At 55.7% G+C, this 19,001-nt stretch carries 15 protein-coding genes; 7 read left to right on the top strand and 8 right to left on the bottom strand.

The window, feature by feature from the left end; translation table 11 throughout:
- Window positions 1-17: 17 nt before the first annotated feature.
- Window positions 18-650 carry an RNA-binding protein gene (locus tag JXR15_RS03620; protein ID WP_422051866.1) on the top strand — a complete coding sequence of 211 codons (633 nt, stop codon included), beginning with the start codon at window positions 18-20 and terminating at the stop codon, window positions 648-650.
- Window positions 647-3,139: a translation initiation factor IF-2 gene (infB, locus tag JXR15_RS03615; protein WP_422051865.1), complete on the top strand. Its 2,493-nt coding sequence runs from the start codon at window positions 647-649 to the stop codon at window positions 3,137-3,139. Before JXR15_RS03620 ends, infB begins: the two co-directional genes overlap by 4 nt.
- A 380-nt stretch (window positions 3,140-3,519) precedes the next feature.
- Here the strand turns inward: infB and mutT are convergent, their stop codons facing one another.
- Genes mutT through JXR15_RS03600 form a run of 3 tightly spaced genes read right to left on the bottom strand, consistent with a single transcriptional unit; the run spans window position 3,520 to window position 6,017 of the window.
- The gene (gene mutT, locus JXR15_RS03610) at window positions 3,520-3,918 is read right to left on the bottom strand and encodes an 8-oxo-dGTP diphosphatase MutT (RefSeq protein ID WP_422051864.1); all 399 of its coding nucleotides are present in this window, start codon (window positions 3,916-3,918) and stop codon (window positions 3,520-3,522) included.
- A complete protein-coding gene (argJ, locus tag JXR15_RS03605; RefSeq protein ID WP_422051863.1) occupies window positions 3,915-5,144 on the bottom strand; it encodes a bifunctional glutamate N-acetyltransferase/amino-acid acetyltransferase ArgJ in 1,230 nt (409 codons plus the stop codon). The genes mutT and argJ overlap by 4 nt, the downstream gene beginning before the upstream one ends.
- Window positions 5,145-6,017, bottom strand: a complete 873-nt coding sequence (locus JXR15_RS03600) for a foldase protein PrsA (protein ID WP_422051862.1) — start codon at window positions 6,015-6,017, stop codon at window positions 5,145-5,147.
- 170 nt (window positions 6,018-6,187) lie between these two features.
- Between JXR15_RS03600 and secA the strand changes: the two genes are divergently transcribed.
- From secA to JXR15_RS03585, 3 genes are read left to right on the top strand one after another with little or no spacing between them, the layout of a single operon-like run.
- Window positions 6,188-8,899: a preprotein translocase subunit SecA gene (secA, locus tag JXR15_RS03595; protein WP_422051861.1), complete on the top strand. Its 2,712-nt coding sequence runs from the start codon at window positions 6,188-6,190 to the stop codon at window positions 8,897-8,899.
- Window positions 8,799-10,007: a translocase gene (locus tag JXR15_RS03590; RefSeq protein ID WP_422051860.1), complete on the top strand. Its 1,209-nt coding sequence runs from the start codon at window positions 8,799-8,801 to the stop codon at window positions 10,005-10,007. Before secA ends, JXR15_RS03590 begins: the two co-directional genes overlap by 101 nt.
- Window positions 10,008-10,028: 21 nt before the next feature.
- Complete coding sequence (locus JXR15_RS03585) at window positions 10,029-11,588, top strand: substrate-binding domain-containing protein (RefSeq protein ID WP_422051859.1); 1,560 nt, start codon at window positions 10,029-10,031, stop codon at window positions 11,586-11,588.
- Here JXR15_RS03585 and radC read toward each other — a convergent pair.
- Window positions 11,581-12,351 (bottom strand): RadC family protein, encoded by a 771-nt coding sequence (gene radC, locus JXR15_RS03580; protein WP_422051858.1) that lies wholly within the window; start codon window positions 12,349-12,351, stop codon window positions 11,581-11,583. The genes JXR15_RS03585 and radC overlap by 8 nt on opposite strands.
- Window positions 12,352-12,556: 205 nt before the next feature.
- Between radC and JXR15_RS03575 the strand changes: the two genes are divergently transcribed.
- The gene (locus JXR15_RS03575; RefSeq protein ID WP_422051857.1) at window positions 12,557-13,396 is read left to right on the top strand and encodes an amino acid ABC transporter substrate-binding protein; all 840 of its coding nucleotides are present in this window, start codon (window positions 12,557-12,559) and stop codon (window positions 13,394-13,396) included.
- A 97-nt stretch (window positions 13,397-13,493) separates the two neighbouring features.
- On the opposite strand, the gene dnaJ is transcribed toward JXR15_RS03575, so the two are convergent.
- Both dnaJ and dnaK read right to left on the bottom strand, forming a co-directional pair.
- On the bottom strand, window positions 13,494-14,648 hold the full coding sequence (gene dnaJ, locus JXR15_RS03570; RefSeq protein ID WP_422051856.1) for a molecular chaperone DnaJ: 1,155 nt from the start codon (window positions 14,646-14,648) through the stop codon (window positions 13,494-13,496).
- Window positions 14,649-14,728: 80 nt separating this feature from the next.
- Window positions 14,729-16,645: a molecular chaperone DnaK gene (gene dnaK, locus JXR15_RS03565; RefSeq protein WP_422051855.1), complete on the bottom strand. Its 1,917-nt coding sequence runs from the start codon at window positions 16,643-16,645 to the stop codon at window positions 14,729-14,731.
- A gap of 206 nt (window positions 16,646-16,851) precedes the next feature.
- On the opposite strand from dnaK, the gene JXR15_RS03560 reads away from it, so the two are divergent.
- A complete protein-coding gene (locus tag JXR15_RS03560) occupies window positions 16,852-17,466 on the top strand; it encodes an alpha-ketoglutarate-dependent dioxygenase AlkB family protein (RefSeq protein WP_422051854.1) in 615 nt (204 codons plus the stop codon).
- Between the two features lie 24 nt (window positions 17,467-17,490).
- On the opposite strand, the gene JXR15_RS03555 is transcribed toward JXR15_RS03560, so the two are convergent.
- On the bottom strand, window positions 17,491-18,087 hold the full coding sequence (locus JXR15_RS03555) for an SH3 domain-containing protein (RefSeq protein WP_422051853.1): 597 nt from the start codon (window positions 18,085-18,087) through the stop codon (window positions 17,491-17,493).
- Window positions 18,084-18,905 carry an ABC transporter permease gene (locus tag JXR15_RS03550; RefSeq protein WP_422051852.1) on the bottom strand — a complete coding sequence of 274 codons (822 nt, stop codon included), beginning with the start codon at window positions 18,903-18,905 and terminating at the stop codon, window positions 18,084-18,086. The genes JXR15_RS03555 and JXR15_RS03550 overlap by 4 nt, the downstream gene beginning before the upstream one ends.
- Between the last annotated feature and the right edge of the window lie 96 nt (window positions 18,906-19,001).

Here is a 19,001-nt window from a genome sequence, read left to right as displayed (position 1 = left end):
GCCTCAGTGGGCGTGAAATGAGTCGCGGTGGCCGTTCCGGCAAAAAGGGTGAAACGCCAGAGCGTAAGTGCATTGTCACCGGCGCTGTGGCGCCAACAGAAGGGCTACTGCGGTTCGTCGTTGGGCCGGATGCCCAGGTTGTGCCGGATGTTACAGGCAAGTTGCCCGGACGGGGTATGTGGGTGACAGCGTCGGCGGAAATTCTAGCAAAGGCTTCCAAAAAGGGTGTCTTTGCTCGTGCTGCCAAACAGCAGGTAACTGTGCCTGATGACTTGGTGGAGGAAGTGGCCCGTCAGTTGGGGCGCCGGACGGTTGAGCTGATCAGCTTGACACGCAAATCCGGCTCGGCGGTGACAGGGTACGAAAAAGTAAAGGACTGGTTAGTCAAAGACGAAGCCAAAGTCCTGCTGCAGGCCAGCGATGGTTCAGAGCGCGGCAAATCGAAACTAAGGCCTCCAAATGGAGGTCACCACATAGATTGGCTCTCATCTGCTGAATTGGGTTTGGCATTTGGGCGACAAACTGTGATACATGGAGCGCTTGCGTCTGGCGGACTCACAAAACGTGTTGTAGAGGAAGCCCTAAGATTAAAAGGCGTACGCGAAGAAACGGTGGCAGCGGCCTCCGGGAAGGACAAGACAGCCAGATGAGCGATAACGACGGTAAAAAAACCTTGGGTCTGCGCGGCGGCAACCGCCCCGGCAATGTAACGCAGAGCTTCAGCCATGGACGTAAGAAAAATGTCGTGGTGGAAACCAAGCGTAAGCGCGTTGTGGTGCCTAAGCCCGGCGCGGCCAAAACTGGTGGCGGACCTACAAGAGCTGGTGGCGACCCCTCTCGGCGTCCGTCTGGTATTTCTGATGCGGAAATGGAACGCCGCCTAAAGGCGCTTCAAGCCGCCAAAGCGCGTGAAGCCGAAGATGCTGCGAAGCGTGAGGCCGAAGAAAAAGCCCGCGCGGAAGCCCGTGAACGCCGCCGGCTGGAAGCAGAAGCCAAAGAACGTGAACAGCGTGAAGCTGAGGAGCGCGCCCGTAAAAAGGCCGAGGACGAAGAGCGTAAAAAGAAAGAAGCTGCTGATGCTGCCGCCAAGCGCGCCGCGGCGGAAGCTGCTGCTCCTGCGCCTTCTTCTGCGCCGCAAGGTCGCGGAGCGCCTACTGGCAAACCTGCGCCAGCGCAAACACCGCGCAAGGCAGACCGTGAGCGTGACCAGCGTGGTCGTGGCAAAGGCCGCGACGATGGGCGTCGTTCTGGCAAGCTGACATTGGGCCAGGCAACTGGTGGTGAGAACAACCGTCACCGGTCTATGGCAGCGATGAAGCGCAAGCAGGAACGTGCGCGTCAGAAAGCCATGGGTGGCCAGGTTGAGCGTGAAAAGGTTATTCGTGACGTTCAGCTGCCAGAAGCCATCGTGGTTTCTGAACTGGCGAACCGTATGGCGGAACGTGTCGCTGACGTTGTTAAAGCGTTGATGAACATGGGCATGATGGTGACGCAGAACCAAACGCTTGATGCGGATACTGCGGAACTCATCATTCAAGAATTTGGCCACAACGTTGTGCGTGTCTCCGATGCGGACGTCGAAGATGTGATTTCCGATGTGGAAGACGATGACGGCGCAATGCAGCCGCGTCCTCCTGTTATCACCATCATGGGTCACGTTGACCACGGTAAAACCTCTCTGCTGGATGCCATCCGGGACGCCAAGGTTGTGTCCGGCGAAGCTGGCGGAATCACACAGCACATCGGTGCGTACCAGGTGCAAACCGACGAAGATGTGACGCTGTCGTTCCTCGATACTCCAGGTCACGCGGCGTTTACGTCGATGCGATCTCGTGGTGCTCAGGTAACAGACATTGTGGTTTTGGTTGTTGCAGCAGACGACTCTGTCATGCCGCAAACTGTCGAAGCGATTGCACACGCAAAAGCCGCCGAAGTGCCAATGATCGTGGCAATCAACAAGATCGACCGTCCTGCGGCTGATCCAAACAAGGTTCGCGCAGAGCTGTTGCAACACGAAGTGATTGTGGAAGCTATGTCCGGCGAAGTGCAAGACGTGGAAGTTTCCGCGCACACTGGGCAGGGTCTGGATCAGTTGCTTGAAGCCATTGCGCTGCAGGCGGAGATTCTGGAACTCAAAGCCAATCCGGATCGTGCTGCACAGGGTGCGGTGATTGAAGCTCAACTTGATGTTGGTCGTGGTCCGGTTGCCACTGTTCTGGTTCAGAAAGGCACATTGCGTCAGGGTGATATCTTCGTTGTGGGTGAGCAGTACGGAAAGGTACGTGCGCTGATTAATGACAAAGGTGAGCGCGTCAAAGAAGCTGGCCCATCGGTGCCAGTTGAGGTGCTTGGTCTGAATGGTACACCGGAAGCGGGCGACGTTCTGAACGTCACAGAGACCGAAGCGCAAGCGCGTGAAATTGCTGAATACCGTGAGCAAGCTGCGAAAGACAAACGTGCAGCAGCTGGTGCGGCCACAACGCTTGAGCAACTGATGCAGAAGGCCAAAGAAGATGAGAATGTGGCGGAGCTGCCAATTCTCGTTAAGGCTGACGTGCAAGGTTCCGCTGAAGCGATCGTTCAGGCGATGGAAAAGATCGGCAACAACGAAGTTCGTGTGCGTGTTCTACACTCCGGTGTTGGTGCGATCACAGAAACCGATGTTGGGTTGGCCGAAGCATCCGGTGCTCCGATCATGGGCTTCAATGTTCGTGCAAACACGTCCGCTCGTAACACAGCCAACCAAAAAGGCGTGGAAATCCGTTACTATTCGGTGATCTATGACCTGGTGGATGATGTGAAAGCGGCGGCTTCTGGCCTGCTGTCTGCAGAAATTCGCGAGAACTTCATTGGCTATGCCGCGATTAAAGAAGTCTTCAAGGTGACCGGTGTTGGCAAAGTGGCTGGTTGTATTGTCACCGAAGGTGTTGCACGCCGTTCGGCGGGTGTGCGACTGCTGCGTGACAACGTGGTTATCCACGAAGGCACACTGAAGACGCTGAAGCGCTTCAAAGATGAAGTTGCGGAAGTTCAGTCTGGTCAAGAATGCGGTATGGCATTTGAGAACTATGACGATGTGCGCGCTGGCGACGTCATCGAAATCTTCGAACGAGAAGAAGTCACAAGGACGCTGGATTAATCCAGCGTCTGCGCTACAAGCCAAGAAAAAGGCCGCCTTCGAGAGAGGCGGCCTTTTTCTTTAGATTGTCTTTGCTCTTAGGAGATTGGTTTCCCAGAGTAGACCGTGTCTCCTACGCGGATCGAAACCCGCCCGTCGGGTAGGTTTTTGATCACCTGACCCTGAATAGAAACACAACTTCCAACTGTGATCGTCTTAAGCATGTCAAAAATCCCCATTTGATTGACATCGAAGAAACAGTAAATTGGTTAACATTTCGTGCACATGGCCCGTTACATAGGTTTCATGTTAGGACACAATCTTTCTCTAGGAAAGGTGTCGGTTTCTCATACTGCTACAAAATGTCGCCCAAAAGCCGATCAAATGCACATCTTGTACGCTTAGAGCCAATCCCTGAGGATCGGAATTAGCGGAATATCTGCAGGTGGCATTTCGTAATTGCGCAGATCTTTGGCCTTTGCCCATGCCAAGGTCTGGCCCTCTTGTGCAGTCGGGATACCGTTCCATTTGCGGCACGCAAAGAGTGGCATGAGCAGGTGGAAGTCGTCGTAGCTGTGCGAGGCAAAGGTCAGAGGCGCTAGGCAGCTTTCCCAGGTGTCGATGCCCAACTCCTCCTTGAGCTCACGAACCAATGCTACCTCGGGGGTCTCACCGGCTTCGATCTTCCCCCCCGGAAACTCCCACAATCCGGCCATGGATTTTCCTTCGGGTCTTTGAGCGAGCAAAATGCGTCCATCGACGTCGATAAGGGCGACAGCGGCCACTAAAACAGTTTTCACGAGCGATAATCCGCATTGATGGTGATGTAGCCGTGGGTCAAGTCACAGGTCCACATGGTGTCCTCTGCATCGCCCAAACCCAGGTCTACGTGCACAACAATGTTCTGCTGCTTCATATAGTCGGAGCCGTCTTCCTCTTTGTAGGTAGGAGACACCCACCCGTTTTCGGCCACCAAGAGGTCACCAAATCGAATGCTCAAGAGGTCGCGATCCGCGGCTGCACCTGACTTGCCTATGGCCATCACGACGCGTCCCCAGTTTGGGTCTTCGCCTGCGATCGCGGTCTTGACGAGCGGTGAATTTGCGATGGAGGAGGCGTGGATGCGTGCGTCGGCCGTAGTCTGGGCACCTGTTACTTTGACCTCGACAAACTTTGTTGCGCCCTCGCCATCTCGCACAACTTGGTGTGCCAAGTCGCGCATTACGTCGTGAAGCGCATTTTTGAACTCTACGGAGTCGCTGGATAACTCCACTTCTGAGGCGCCTGTCGCCGCCACAAGGAGTGTGTCGGACGTGGATGTGTCGCTATCCACAGTGATGGCATTGAAAGTGACTTCGTTGAGCTCGGAGACCAGTGTTTGAAGCTCTGCGCGGCTGATCTTGGCGTCGGTGAAAATATAGACCAGCATTGTTGCCATGTCAGGTGCGATCATGCCGGACCCTTTGGCAATGCCAGCGATGTTGACCGTTTTGTCCCCGACCTTAATGGACGTACACGCCCCTTTGGCAAAAGTATCCGTGGTACGAATGGCCTCTGCTGCATCTTCGATATTGTCTTCCGACAATTCGCCGCGCAAAGCTTCCAATTTGCTGGTGATCCGGCCGTGAGGAAGAGGTTCCCCAATCACACCTGTTGAGGAGGTGAATACTCGGCTCTCCGGTAAACCGGTGCACGCTGCAACAGCCTGCGTGACCGCGCGGACAGAGCTTTCACCGTTACTTCCGGTAAAGGCATTTGCATTGCCCGCATTGACCAAGATGGCCGCTCCGGAAGGGTCTTCCGAACCAATCTTCGTCTGACAATCCAGCACCGCAGCAGATCGCGTTGCAGACTTGGTAAACACGCCCGCAACGGTGCTGCCAGGCTGCAAAACAGCCAGCATAACGTCCTTGCGCCCACTGTATTTAATGCCTGCTTCTATGGCGGAGAAGGAGACACCCCCGATGACCGGAAGGTTTGGAAAGTGCTCAGGCGCAAGCGGCGAAATATGTTCGATCTTTGCCATTTACTGATCCTGCGCTGCGTTTGGGCTCAGCAACTGGATTTGTCCCAAAACGCCGGGATCGATGGCATCGGCGCCGGTTCGATCAATATCTGCTGCAGTGGCGGTGGTCGCGATGAAGGCTTCTACCGCGCGCCGCTGTGCGTCATTTTCGATCTCCGAGCGAGCATCTTCGAACGATGGTGCGAGAGATTTGCGAGCGTCATTCAGCAGAATCAGGTGCCAGCCAAATTGCGTTTGCACGGGTTGAGAGATTTCTCCCACTGCGAGCCCCATCACGGACTCCTCAAACGGTTTAACCATTTGCCCGGTGCCAAACCAACCAAGGCTGCCGCCGGATGCACCGGACGGGCCAGTGGATTTGGCCATTGCTGTTTCTGCGAAATCGGCGCCGCCGGTCAGGTCCTTGCGTATCGCGTTGGCTTCTTCTTCAGTGGCAACCAAAATGTGGCTCGCATTGTATTCGTCTTCGCCAACAAACCCTTGGTATTTGTCATCATAGGCAGCGCGCAATGCGTCGTCGCTCAACTCGTTTTGCAGAACAAAAGCTTCAAGGGCCTCTGCAGCCAACAGAGTACGGCGCTCATTGTTCAACGCAATTTCAACACGCTGGGGAATGGCTTCGCCAAGGCTTTGCGCCAGCGCAGTTTGTTGTACCAGTTGGTCCAGGATGCTACCGAACAGCACATCACTTGGAATTGACTGATATTGTTCAGGCAAACCCGCGCGAACCGAGATCATTTCGCCAAGCGTGATGACTTCTCCATTTACAGAAGCCACGACGGTGTCAAGCGATGGTGTTTCCTGGGCAACAGCAGGCAAAGCGCCACAGAAAGCAATCACGCTAGCACGCAAGAAGTTGAGGTGTTTTGACATCGTTTTGTCCTTGGCTTGTGCCGCGCGGGTTGGCGGCGTTGACACTGTTCCTGACGCCCCTTACATCGCTTTATGGTCAAGGCAAACAGGCTGTTTCCCCGTTTCTAGGAGCACAGAGCCGGGACAGCAAGAAGTAGCCACGCAACAAGCGTCAACGAAGGACAAGTTATATGCTCGGTTTCGGAAAAATCGCCAAAAAAGTTTTTGGCACGCCTAATGATCGTAAGGTCAAGGCGACGCGTCCGATCGTTGAAAAAATCAATGCGTTGGAAGCGGAGTTTGAGAAGCTGACCGACGAAGGCATCAAGGACAAAACCAAAGAGTTGTCCGATCGTGCAAAAGGTGGTGAGTCTTTGGATACGCTTTTGCCGGAAGCCTTTGCCAACTGCCGCGAGGCAGCAAAGCGCGCATTGGGATTGCGAGCTTTTGATGTGCAGTTGATGGGGGGCATCTTTCTCCATCAGGGCAATATCTCGGAGATGAAGACCGGTGAGGGTAAAACCCTTGTGGCAACTTTCCCGGCCTATCTGAATGCTCTGACACGCAAGGGCGTCCATATTGTGACCGTGAACGATTATCTGGCCAAGCGTGACGCGGAATGGATGAGCAATGTTTTTGGCGCTTTGGGTATGACCACGGGTGTTGTGTATCCGCAGCAGCCCGAGGATGAGAAGCGCGCTGCTTACGCCTGTGACGTGACTTACGCGACCAACAACGAGTTGGGCTTTGATTACCTGCGCGACAACATGAAAAGCGAGTTGGCCGACATGTCGCAGCGTAAACATCACTACGCGATTGTGGATGAGGTCGACAGCATTCTGATCGATGAAGCCCGGACTCCTCTCATTATCTCTGGGCCATCTCAGGATCGCTCGGACATGTACAATGCGATTGACAAGCTGATCCCGGAATTGCGTGATGATCACTATACGCTTGATGAAAAATCCAAGAACGTCACCTTCACTGATGATGGCAATGAATTCCTAGAAGAGCATCTTCACGCGCGCGGTCTGCTTTCGGAAGGTCAGAGTCTTTATGATCCGGAGAGCACCTCTATCGTGCACCACGTGAACCAAGGGTTGCGCGCTCATAAGCTTTTCATCAAAGACAAAGATTACATTGTTCGCGACGGACAAGTTGTTCTGATTGATGAGTTCACGGGCCGTATGATGGCTGGCCGTCGTTTGTCCGAAGGTCTACATCAGGCAATTGAGGCCAAAGAAGCCTGTGACATTCAGCCTGAAAACGTGACGCTGGCGCAGGTGACTTTCCAGAACTACTTCCGTCTTTATGACAAGCTTGGCGGTATGACCGGTACGGCCGCCACTGAGGCTGAAGAGTTCCAGGAGATCTACGGTTTGGGTGTCGTTGAGGTTCCAACCAACCGCGGTGTGGCGCGCCTGGATGAAGACGATGCCGTGTACCGAACCGCGCGTGAGAAATTTGACGCAATTGTCGATACGATCAAAGTGGCCAACGAAAAGGGCCAGCCGATCCTTGTTGGTACGACCTCAATTGAAAAATCCGAGTTCCTGTCGGGCATGCTTGAAAAAGCGGGTGTAAAGCACAGCGTATTGAACGCACGGCAGCACGAGCAGGAAGCACAGATTGTTGCGGATGCCGGTAAGTTGGGCGCCGTAACCATTGCTACAAATATGGCTGGCCGGGGGACTGATATTAAGCTTGGCGGCAACGTCGAGTTTAAAGTCTTGGAAGCCATCGCCGCTAATCCGGATGGAGACCACGAGAAAATTCGTGCGGAGATCGAGGCGGCGCATGAAGGAGATGAGCAAGCTGTCAAAGATGCTGGTGGTCTGTTTGTTCTAGCAACCGAACGCCATGAAAGCCGTCGTATCGACAACCAGCTGCGCGGTCGCTCGGGCCGTCAGGGGGATCCGGGGCGGTCGTCCTTCTTCCTGAGCTTGGAAGATGACCTGATGCGCATATTTGGTTCCGATCGTCTGGACAAGGTGCTGTCTTCGCTTGGCATGAAAGAGGGCGAAGCGATTGTGCACCCTTGGGTAAACAAATCTCTGGAGCGCGCTCAGGCCAAAGTGGAAGGCCGCAACTTTGACATTCGTAAGCAGCTCTTGAAATTTGACGACGTGATGAATGACCAACGTAAAGTGGTCTTCTCGCAGCGCCGCGAGATTATGGAAGCGGCGGATCTGTCTGAGATTGTTCAGGATATGCGCCACGAAGTGATTGGCGACTTGGTTGAACAACATTTGCCACCCAAGACTTACGCAGATCAGTGGGATACCGAAGGTCTGTACGCCGCCTCCATCGAGCATCTTGGGGTTGATGTGCCCGTAATCGAATGGGCAGCTGAAGAAGGTGTGGATGATGATAATATCCGCGAACGTCTTGAGGATGCAGCGGACGAGATGATGGCTGCTAAAGCGACCAACTTTGGTCCGGAAGCCATGCGCATGGTTGAAAAACAAATCCTGCTGCAAACCATCGACACAAAATGGCGCGAGCACCTTTTGACATTAGAACACCTACGTTCGGTGGTTGGGTTCCGTGGCTATGCACAGCGTGATCCACTGAACGAATATAAGAACGAAGCGTTCCAACTGTTTGAAAGCATGCTGGACAGTTTGCGCGAAGACGTCACAACAACACTGTCTCGGGTGCGTCCTATCTCTGAAGAAGAGCAGCATCAGCTGCAGCAGGAAATGGTGATGCGTCAGCAGGCCCTGATGGCGCAAGCACAGGCGGGTTCCGCGCCTGCGCAACCGTCTTCAGAGCCAACAGGAGAGGCGTTGGCGGGTTTTGATGAGAGCGATCCATCGACCTGGGGTAATCCTGGTAGGAATGCAGATTGTCCTTGTGGCTCTGGTAAAAAGTTCAAGCATTGTCACGGGCGCTTGGCTTAATCAGCGCCGAAACCCGACAGATAAAGATCAAAAGGGTGCCTTATGGGCGCCCTTTTTCTTTGTGAAATTGCCCCGGAAGCAGGATTCAGACACGGGAGCAATCATGCCCACCTTTAAACATGTCTATCGACGGTATGCGCTGTCCCTTACCACAATAGCGGTGGCGATGTGCATTGGTTTTGCAATGCAGACGTCCGAAGCGGCCATTTTGGTTACCGATGAGAATGCTCCGGGCCATTTTGAAGGCGCCCCTGTTCCAGTGCCACACAACCTTGTCGGCCCGCAGAGGATTGACGGTACGGCATTGCCATTGTTGCCAAACGACTACCGGCACGGAGCGGAGCTTCTTCAGGAGCCGGTGTTGATTGCTGTTGCGGACGATATTCCCGTCAGCATTTTGCCAACAGAAGAGACCGCGCCCCGTTTGGGGTGTGCGCTTGCCATGTCTGCCGAGCCTGCGGCAGGTGCGCTTATCGATTTGCGGCTCTCGGCGCCGTGCCATGCCCACGAAGTGGTTATGTTCCAGCACGCGAATTTGATATTTCACATGCTGATGCCAGATGAAGGCGTGATGACGGTTCTGATCCCTGCACTGGAAGAAGAGGCAAATGTGAGTGTGGCTTTTGCAAACGGCGATACTGCTCACACAAAAACTGTTGTGGACAGTCTTTCCTTTTACGACCGGGTGGTGATTGCTTGGGATGGCCACAAAGGTGCTGAACTTCACGCCCGCGAGTTTGGGGCGCAATACGGAGAGGCTGGTCATGTGTGGCGGGAGCAACCCCGTGATGTTGGCGCACTGGCCGGTGGCAAGGGTGGCTTTTTGATTTCGCTCGGAAATTCGGAGTTGCCAGTCTCTGGACAGGCGGAGATATATACGTTTCCTACGGGCCTCTCGACCCACGTTGGGGATGTTAAGGTTAGTGTCGAAGCTGAAGTGACCAAAACCAATTGCGGCAAACGTCTTACAGCGCAAAGCTGGTCCTTGCGGCAGGGACGAATAGAGAGTCCGCATGATCTTGAGTTACAAATGCCGGACTGCTCGGCAATTGGCGAATTTCTGGTGTTGAAAAACCTCGTCGAAGACCTGACAATCGCGCAAAATTAAGCTGGCGGTCAGGACATCATCATGATGCAGTTTCGTGCGGCGGTTTGCGCCGCACTTTTTGTTTTGGTTGGAGTGTCTTCCGGCCATGCACAGGACGTGTTTTTGAAGTCGCACGACGGCGAGGTCGAAATCTCAGGGACGTTGCTGGGGTTTGACGGGGAGTTTTATCGTGTCGAAACCATCTATGGTGAGCTGACTGTTGACGGTTCCGGTGTGTGGTGTGAGGGGCCAGGATGCCCCAATCTTATCAACTACGTAGCCGAAGTTTCGATCTCTGGATCTTCGACCATGGCGGAAGTGTTGATGCCGGCGTTGCTGGAGGCATTTGCCTTGAGCGAAGGCTATCTGGTGACTCGCGAGAGTGAGTCTGTGCACCGATTCACATACCATTTGAATGAACCGGAGACGGAGCAGAGGTTGGCGACCTTTGATTTTCATGCCAGCAATGCAGACGAGGGGTTTGCCGATCTTTTGGCCGATGAAGCGGACATTGCGATGTCTTTGCGTGAAATTCGACCAAGAGAGGCTCAGCTGGGATATGAGGCTGGCTTGGGTGACATGGGGGATGCAAACCGCAGTCGGGTCTTGGCATTGGATGGCATGGTGCCAGTGGTGTCTGCCGCGAACCCCGTTTCGTCTGTGTCTCTTAACCAGTTGGCTTATGTTTTTGCAGGAAAAATTACGAACTGGAGCGAATTGGGTGGGCCAGACGCACCGATTACGTTGCATTTGATGGCGCCGCAATCTGGCTTCGCGCAGGCTGCCGAGGATCAGTTGATGAAGCCCTCGAAGATGCCATTGGCCGAAGCGGTTGTGCGTCACGAGCGGAATTTGGCGATGGTGAGTGCGGTTGAGCGTGACCCTTTTGCGATTGGCATTGCGTCTTATGCCGAGACGGGCAATGCCAAACACCTGACGTTGACAGGCCAGTGCGGCTACTCTTTGGCGGCGTCGCGGCGCACGATCAAAACCGAGGATTATCCCCTTAACGCCCCGATGTTTCTATATTTTCCGGCGCGGAGGTTGCCAAAACTGGCGCGGGATTTTCTGAGATACACCCGGAGTCCGTCGGCTCAGATTGTCATTCGGCGAGCCGGGTTTGTGGATCAAACAGCTGAAGAGATTTCTATCAATCACCAGGGAGACCGGTTTGCCAACGCGATTGCGTCTGCTGGCAAAGAGGTGTCGCTGGAGGCGATTCAGGAGATGGTGGGCACGTTGTCGGGCATGAAACGGTTGTCGACTTCGTTCCGGTTTCAGACCGGGTCCACCAAGCTGGACGCGCAGTCGCGCTCCAATGTTCAGCAACTGGCGCGGGCGCTGGAAGCGGGGATGTATGATGCCAGAAGCCTTTATTTTGTTGGGTTTTCGGACGGTGAAGGGCCTGCAACGGGCAACCTCCAAATTGCCGAAAAGCGCGCCAAAGTGGTGAAAGAGGCTGTGCTATCTGCGGCGGAAACTGCCAACCCGGAGCGGATCGATTTGCTGGTCCATGCCTTTGGTGAGGCAATGCCGATGGCGTGTGATGATAGCGCCTGGGGGCGGCAGGTGAATCGGCGGGTCGAGGTGTGGGTCAAGTGACCGACAAAAGACCCTCGCTGCGGAAGCTGAGTTCCTGAGATTTTCCAATGATAATATGGTCATGCAGGGTCAGACACAGGGCCTGACAAGCCGAGTTTATCTGCTGAGTCATGGTGATGTCGGCCTCTGATGGCGTTGGGTCACCGGACGGGTGATTGTGTACCAAAATCAAGGCGCTGGCATTAAGCTCCAGAGCGCGTTTGGCGACTTCGCGGGGGTAAACCGGAACGTGGTTTACCGTGCCCTGGGCTTGCGCTTCATCCGCAATCAACGTGTTTTTTGTGTCAAAAAACAACACTCTAAACTGTTCCGTGTCGCGATGCGACATGGTGGTGTGGCAATAGTCTAGGAGAGCCTGCCAATCGGAGAGCACGCGGCGGTGCATGACGCGGGCGCGGGCGAGACGCTGGGCGGCGGCTTCGACCACTTTCAATTCACAGATCACCGCGTCTCCGACACCTTTAACCTCAGCCAGCCGCGCTGTCGGAGCACTCACGACGCCATTAAAATCTCCAAATATTTCAATGAGTTTGTGTGCCAGAGGCTTCACATCCTGTCGGGGGATGGCGCGGAAGAGCAGCAATTCCAGTAGCTCATAATCCAGCAAAGCTTGTGCCCCGCCTGATAAAAAACGGCTGCGCAGACGCTTGCGGTGATCGGCGACATAAGAGGGCAGTTTGCCGGAAGGCAGTGGCAAAATGGGAGCTTCGTCCGCCTCAAAAAGCGGCAGCGGCCGTTCGTCAAAGTCAGGTGCTTTAGACATGTCTTAACACTGTCCTAACAAGGTAAATCAAAGGTTAATCTCCGTCGAAAACAGCTGCTTTGGCACGTCGGTATCACGTCGGTATCGCGACTGTTTTGCGGAGGTGCCAATTTCGTTAACTTTTACAGCCACAAACGCGGTTGTGGTGTCATTGTGAACCTGAGATTGTGAAGGCAACAAAAATGAATGTTTGGCAGGATAGATGATGAAACGATTTTTGATGCCCCTACTGGCCGGTTTGATTTTGGCCGGCGCCGCGCAGGCGCAGACCATTGACCGGATCAAAGAGACCGGAACTTTGAAACTTGGCTACCGGTTGGACGCGGCACCGCTGTCGTTTCAGACCGAAGACGGCAGCCCGGCTGGCTACACGCCGATGGTCTGTGCGGAGCTGGCGCAGGGCGTCCTGACTGCCCTCCAGATTCCCAACCTTGATGTCGAGTTTGTGCCGGTGGGCATGCAGGACCAGTTTGAGAAAGTGGCCGCCGGGGAAATTGACCTGTTGTGTGGCGCGTCGTCCATCACGCTGGGCCGCCGCGCGATTGTAGATTTTTCGATCCCGACCTTTGCCGATGGCACCACGGTGATGTTGCCAGCCAATGGATCAGAAAATTTTGCCGATCTGGCTGGAAAGAAACTTGGGGTGCGCCGCGAGAGCACCACGGAGACCGCGCTGAACAACACGTTGGCCTCAACCGCAACCTTTGCCGAAGTGGTGCGGTTCAACGACCACGCCGCTGCGATGACCGCGATGGAAAACGGAGAGATCGATGCGTATTTTGGCGATCAGTCCATTCTGGCGACCTTGTGGCTCAACAGTCCGAAGCGCGACACTATCAAGGTGAGCAACAACCTGCTGACGGTGGAGAAACACGGGCTGGCGATGGCGCGCGGCGATACGGACTTCCGCCTGCTGATCGACCGGCTACTGTCGGCCATGTATGCGGTTGGCGCGATGCAGGGGATTTTCCAGCAAACGCTGCCAGGTGTGCAGCCGGGGGATATTCACATCGCGGTATTCACCATGGCGCCGATTATTGAGTAAGATCTGAAACACCAGAAACAAAAAAGAGCGCCGCAGTGGCGCTCTTTTCTTTTTTGTACGTAGTAGGTGCCGGACGCCGCCCGTTTCCTGGCAGCGCTCAGCCCTTCATGCTGTCCCAGAAGCCTTTCACGGAGCTGAAGAAGCTGCTGCTTTCCGGGTTGTTGTCGGAAGACAACTCTTCGAACTCGCGCAGAAGCTCTTTCTGGCGGCTTGTGAGGTTCACCGGGGTTTCCACCGCCAGCTCGATCATCATGTCACCAGAGCCGCCGCCACGCAGGGCAGGCATGCCTTTGGAGCGCAGGCGCATCTGACGGCCGGACTGCGAGCCCGCCGGGATCTTCACACGCGAGCGGCCACCGTCGATGGTGGGCACTTCGATGTCGCCACCCAGCGCGGCGCTGGACATGGAGACCGGCACGCGGCAGTACAGGTTTACGCCGTCGCGCTCAAAGATCTTATGCGGGCTGACCTCGATGAAGATGTAGAGGTCGCCGGAGGGGCCACCACGCATGCCAGCTTCGCCTTCGCCCGCAAGACGAATGCGGGTGCCGGTTTCCACGCCTGCCGGGATGTTCACCGACAAGGCGCGATCTTTTTCAACGCGACCCTGACCGCCACAGGCTTTACAGGGGTTCTTGATGATCTGCCCCAGACCCGAACAGGTCGGGCAGGTGCGTTCCACGGTGAAGAAGCCTTGTTGCGCGCGGACCTTGCCCATGCCGGAGCAGGTTGGGCAGGTGGCGGGTTCCGCGCCACCTTCGGCACCGGAGCCTGAGCAGCTGTCACAGCCGACGGATGTTGGCACGTTGATGGTCTTTTGCAGGCCGCTGAAGGCCTCTTCGAGCGACGCACGCAGGTTGTAGCGCAGGTCGGCACCACGAGAGGCGCGTTGGCGTCCGCCGCCGCGTTGACCGCCACCGCCACCCATGAAGTCGCCAAACAGGTCGTCAAACACGTCTGAGAAAGCAGAAGAGAAATCGCCGCCGGGATGGCCGCCGCGTTGTCCGCCGCCGCCGCCCATGCTGCCGTCAAAGGCGGCGTGGCCGTAACGGTCATAGGCCGCTTTTTTCTCAGCGTCTTTGAGGATTTCGTGGGCCTCATTGGCCTCTTTGAACTGTGCTTCGGCGTCCGGATTGTCCGCATTGCGGTCCGGATGTAGTTCTTTGGCTTTCTTGCGATAGCCTTTTTTGATTTCGTCTGCCGAGGCCCCTTTGCTGACGCCAAGCACCTCGTAGAAGTCACGTTTTGCCATGGGGGTACTCCTTTGGCCGGACTGAAAAGGGCCGATCCGGAAGTCGGACCGGCCCGATTTTCAGGTCCGTTACGCTGTGATTAGCGCTTGTTGTCGTCCAGGTCTTCGAAGTCAGCGTCAACGATGTCATCGTCGGCCGCTGGACCGGCGTCCATGTCTGGCGCTTCTTCACCGGCTTCTTCCTGAGCGTTCTTGTAGATCGCTTCACCCAGACGCATGGCTACTTCCATGACGTTTTGGATGCCGGACTTCAGCTTCTCAGCAGTCACGTCTTCGTTTTCCAGCTCGTCTTTCAGCGCGGCCACAGCCAGCTCGATGGCTTCGACAGTGGATGGGTCCACTTTGTCGCCATGCTCCGCCACCTGCTTCTCGGTGTCGTGCACGAGGCTTTCGGCCTGGTTGCGGGCTTCGATCATCTCGCGACGATCTTTGTCCGCTTCAGCGTTGTCTTCCGCGTCCTGAACCATCTTTTCGATGTCCGCGTCAGACAGGCCACCAGATGCCTGAATGGTGATCTTCTGCTCTTTGCCGGTGCCTTTGTCCGCCGCGCCCACAGACACGATGCCGTTGGCGTCGATGTCAAAGGTCACTTCGATCTGAGGCATGCCACGTGGGGCAGGCGGGATGTCTTCGAGGTTGAACTGGCCGAGGATCTTGTTGTCCGCAGCCATTTCGCGCTCACCCTGGAACACACGGATGGTCACGGCGTTCTGGTTGTCTTCGGCGGTGGAGAAGACCTGAGACTTTTTGGTCGGGATCGTGGTGTTGCGGTCGATCAGACGGGTGAACACGCCGCCGAGGGTTTCGATACCCAGGGACAGTGGGGTCACGTCCAGCAGAACCACGTCTTTCACGTCACCCTGCAGAACACCGGCCTGAATGGCGGCGCCCATGGCCACAACTTCGTCAGGGTTCACACCTTTGTGCGGCTCCTTGCCGAAGAATTTGGTCACTTCCGCGATGACTTTTGGCATGCGAGTCATACCACCCACGAGAACCACTTCGTCGATCTCGTTGGCAGACAGGCCAGCGTCTTTCAGAGCGGCGGCGCAAGGCTTCAACGACGCTTTGATCAGGTCGTTGACCAGGCTTTCCAGCTTTGCACGGGTCAGCTTGATGACCATGTGCAGCGGGGTGCCGGTGGCCGGATCCATGGAGATAAACGGCTGGTTGATCTCGGTCTGGCTGGCGGAGGACAGTTCGATTTTGGCTTTCTCAGCGGCTTCTTTCAGGCGCTGCAGAGCCATTTTGTCTTTGGTCAGATCGACGTTGTGCTCTTTTTTGAACTGCTCCGCGAGGTAGTTCACGATGCGCATGTCGAAGTCTTCACCACCGAGGAAGGTGTCACCGTTGGTGGACTTCACTTCAAACAGGCCGTCGTCGATTTCCAGGATGGTCACGTCGAAGGTACCGCCGCCGAGGTCATAGACCGCGATGGTTTGGGTGTCTTCTTTGTCCAGACCGTAGGCCAGAGCGGCTGCGGTTGGCTCGTTGATGATGCGCAGCACTTCGAGACCAGCGATTTTGCCGGCGTCTTTGGTCGCCTGGCGCTGAGCGTCGTTGAAGTAGGCAGGGACGGTGATGACCGCCTGGGTCACGTCTTCGCCGAGATAGGACTCTGCGGTTTCTTTCATCTTACCAAGAATGAAAGCGGACAGTTGCGATGGGGAGTATTTCTCACCCTTGGCTTCGACCCATGCGTCGCCGTTGCCGCCGTTGACCACGGAGAACGGCATGTTCTTCAGATCTTTGGCCAGGGCTGCGTCGTCGCGACGACGGCCGATCAGGCGTTTCACACCAAAAACGGTGTTTTCAGGGTTGGTGACAGCCTGGCGCTTGGCCGGCTGGCCGACGAGACGTTCGTCGTCGGTGAAAGCGACGATGGACGGCGTGGTGCGCGCGCCTTCGGCGTTTTCAATCACTTTTGGCTGGGAACCATCCATGATGGCTACGCAGGAGTTTGTTGTACCGAGATCGATACCAATAACTTTGCTCATATTTGATCCCTTTCACGTAAGGCGATTTTCAAGGTCGGACCCGTTGTGGCATCCAAGCCTCGATCCAGTTGCATTCCGACGGTGTGCCGGTATGCGCTTCGGAGCGTATATAGGGAGCATGAATTTGTGCTGCAAGCGTCTCGGTTGGGGGATTGTGGCGGATTCGCTACAAATTATGCTGCATTTTAGATATGAGGCGGTGAAAAGTGACCGAACCCTTAAAAATTGCCGGTTTTGAGATCTTCAAAGCGCAGTTGACTGCCAAAGAGCAGGCCGCGATGGTCGCGGATTTGCGCGCCGTGGCACAGGCGGCCCCAATGCGTCATCCGGTGACTCGCGGCGGCAAGCAGATGAGTGTGAAGATGACCAGCGCGGGGCGGTTGGGGTGGATCAGCGACAGGCGTGGCTATCGCTATGAGGCACAACATCCAGACGGAATGGATTGGCCTGCAGTCCCCGAGAGTTTGCTCAGCCTGTGGCAAAACATAACCAATTTGGCGCGTGAGCCGGATTGTTGTCTGATCAATTTCTACGGCGAGAACGCACGGATGGGGTTACATCAGGACAATGACGAGGGAGACTTCTCGTTTCCGGTGGTGTCGGTGAGCCTCGGCGATGATGGGTTGTTTCGCGTGGGCGGCGTTGAGCGCGGCGGCAAGACGCAGTCAGTCTGGCTCAATTCCGGTGATGTGGTGGTGATGGGCGGTGATGCACGGCTGGCGTATCACGGGGTGGATCGCATTCGCTTTGGCAGTTCGTCGCTGTTGCCCGGGAACGGACGGATCAACATCACACTGCGGGTGGTGGCGGATTTGGCTTAGGTCAAAGGCGCTCAGTCAATGTGTTCAGTGCATGCTGATTGAGCAACATCCTGAATAGAGTGTCGCGCTGTGATCGTGGTGCAAGAAAAGGCCAATTTGCAAGCCAAACGACCGGTCTGACATGCCGTCGTTGCATTCTGCGCGGCGGACCTGCGCCGATGAGTCTGCAAAACCCATGGCAAACAGGTCGTTTCTTCCGCTGGCCGGATTGAGAAGGCCAGCGCCGGGGATGTCGACAGTGGTTTCAGGTGTTTTGACGGTCACCCCCTGCCCCTGAGTGATCTCAGCGGACCAAAAGGGTTCAGTGCCAAAACAGGTCAACGCGTGTGCGAGGGCGTAATCAGGATTGTCTTCGTGGCGTTCAAGGTAGCGCATCGAGACCCAGCCAGCGGATTCGCCTAGATTGATGCGCCCCCAAGTGCCGGTCTCGTTGGTGGCGGTGACCTCAATGTCTTGAGCATTTGGGGCCAGCGTGCCGCGGATTTCTGCGGAGCCATTGGGCGCGGCACGGACGTTGAGCACATCATTTGCGGCCACGTCGGTGACGTCATGCAGCGCGGGCAAGGGATTGGCCAAAAGCGCGATGGGCCACAAGATGAAAATGGCCACCCAGCGGATCATCGACGCGCGCTCCACGACAGAGACGCGTGTTTGCGGGTGTAGAATTCGCCCATCAGCCCCACCATCAGCAGCACCACGCCAACGATGATCGGATACTCGATGGAGGAGTTGCGGGGGAAGTAGTTGATAAAGGCAAAGCCGCGGGCCTGATCGATGCAGTGAAACAGCGGGTTCCAGTCAAACATGGCCAGCATGAATGGCGGCAGGGTGTTGGCGACAAACATTTTGCCAGAGGCAATCATATTGGCGCGGGCGTAGATGGTGTTGGCGATGCCCACAAAGGTCGGGAACCAGGGCTTGAGGGCTAGAAAAACCGTGCCGATGGCGAGGCCCGTGAACCAGGCCACCAGCAACATGCCAAAAGTCGGTACAGGTTGATCGATTTCAAACGGCGTAAAGGCGACGTGATAGACAAACAGGATCGCGGCCAAAGACAGCACTTGAATGTAAAGCGTGCCGAGCGCGGCCGACAAAATGGCGATGATGGTGTTCATCGGCGCATGTTTCATCATCGGGGACGACGGACCTTCGGAGTTGACCACAGAGCCCATGGTTTTGGTGTGGGTCATAAACAGGAAAACGCCGGACATGATGTAGATGAGGAAGTCGCCCCGCAAGGCTGCGCCGCGCAGACCGAGCACAGAAAACATCACGTAAAACGCCATCACAAAGATCACGGTTTGCAGCATGTTCATCACAATCGACATCAACGCGTTGCCATGGCTTTTGCGCACGCTTCGGACAATGGCGTGGTAGATCAGTTCGGCGATGTTGAGCGCCGACGCGAAGGTCGTTTTAGGTGCGGATTGCTGAAACATTGCCTGTGCCGGTTGCGGAGGGCCCTTAGGATGACAGGGAAATCTTGCCGTTCTGTTACGCAGGGAGCATAAGGGGCGCGACGGAAATAAACAACA

It is taken from the genome of Shimia sp., from assembly GCF_049116215.1.
Taxonomy (GTDB): Bacteria; Pseudomonadota; Alphaproteobacteria; order Rhodobacterales; family Rhodobacteraceae; genus Shimia.
This window is presented reverse-complemented; position numbering and strand designations above follow the sequence as displayed.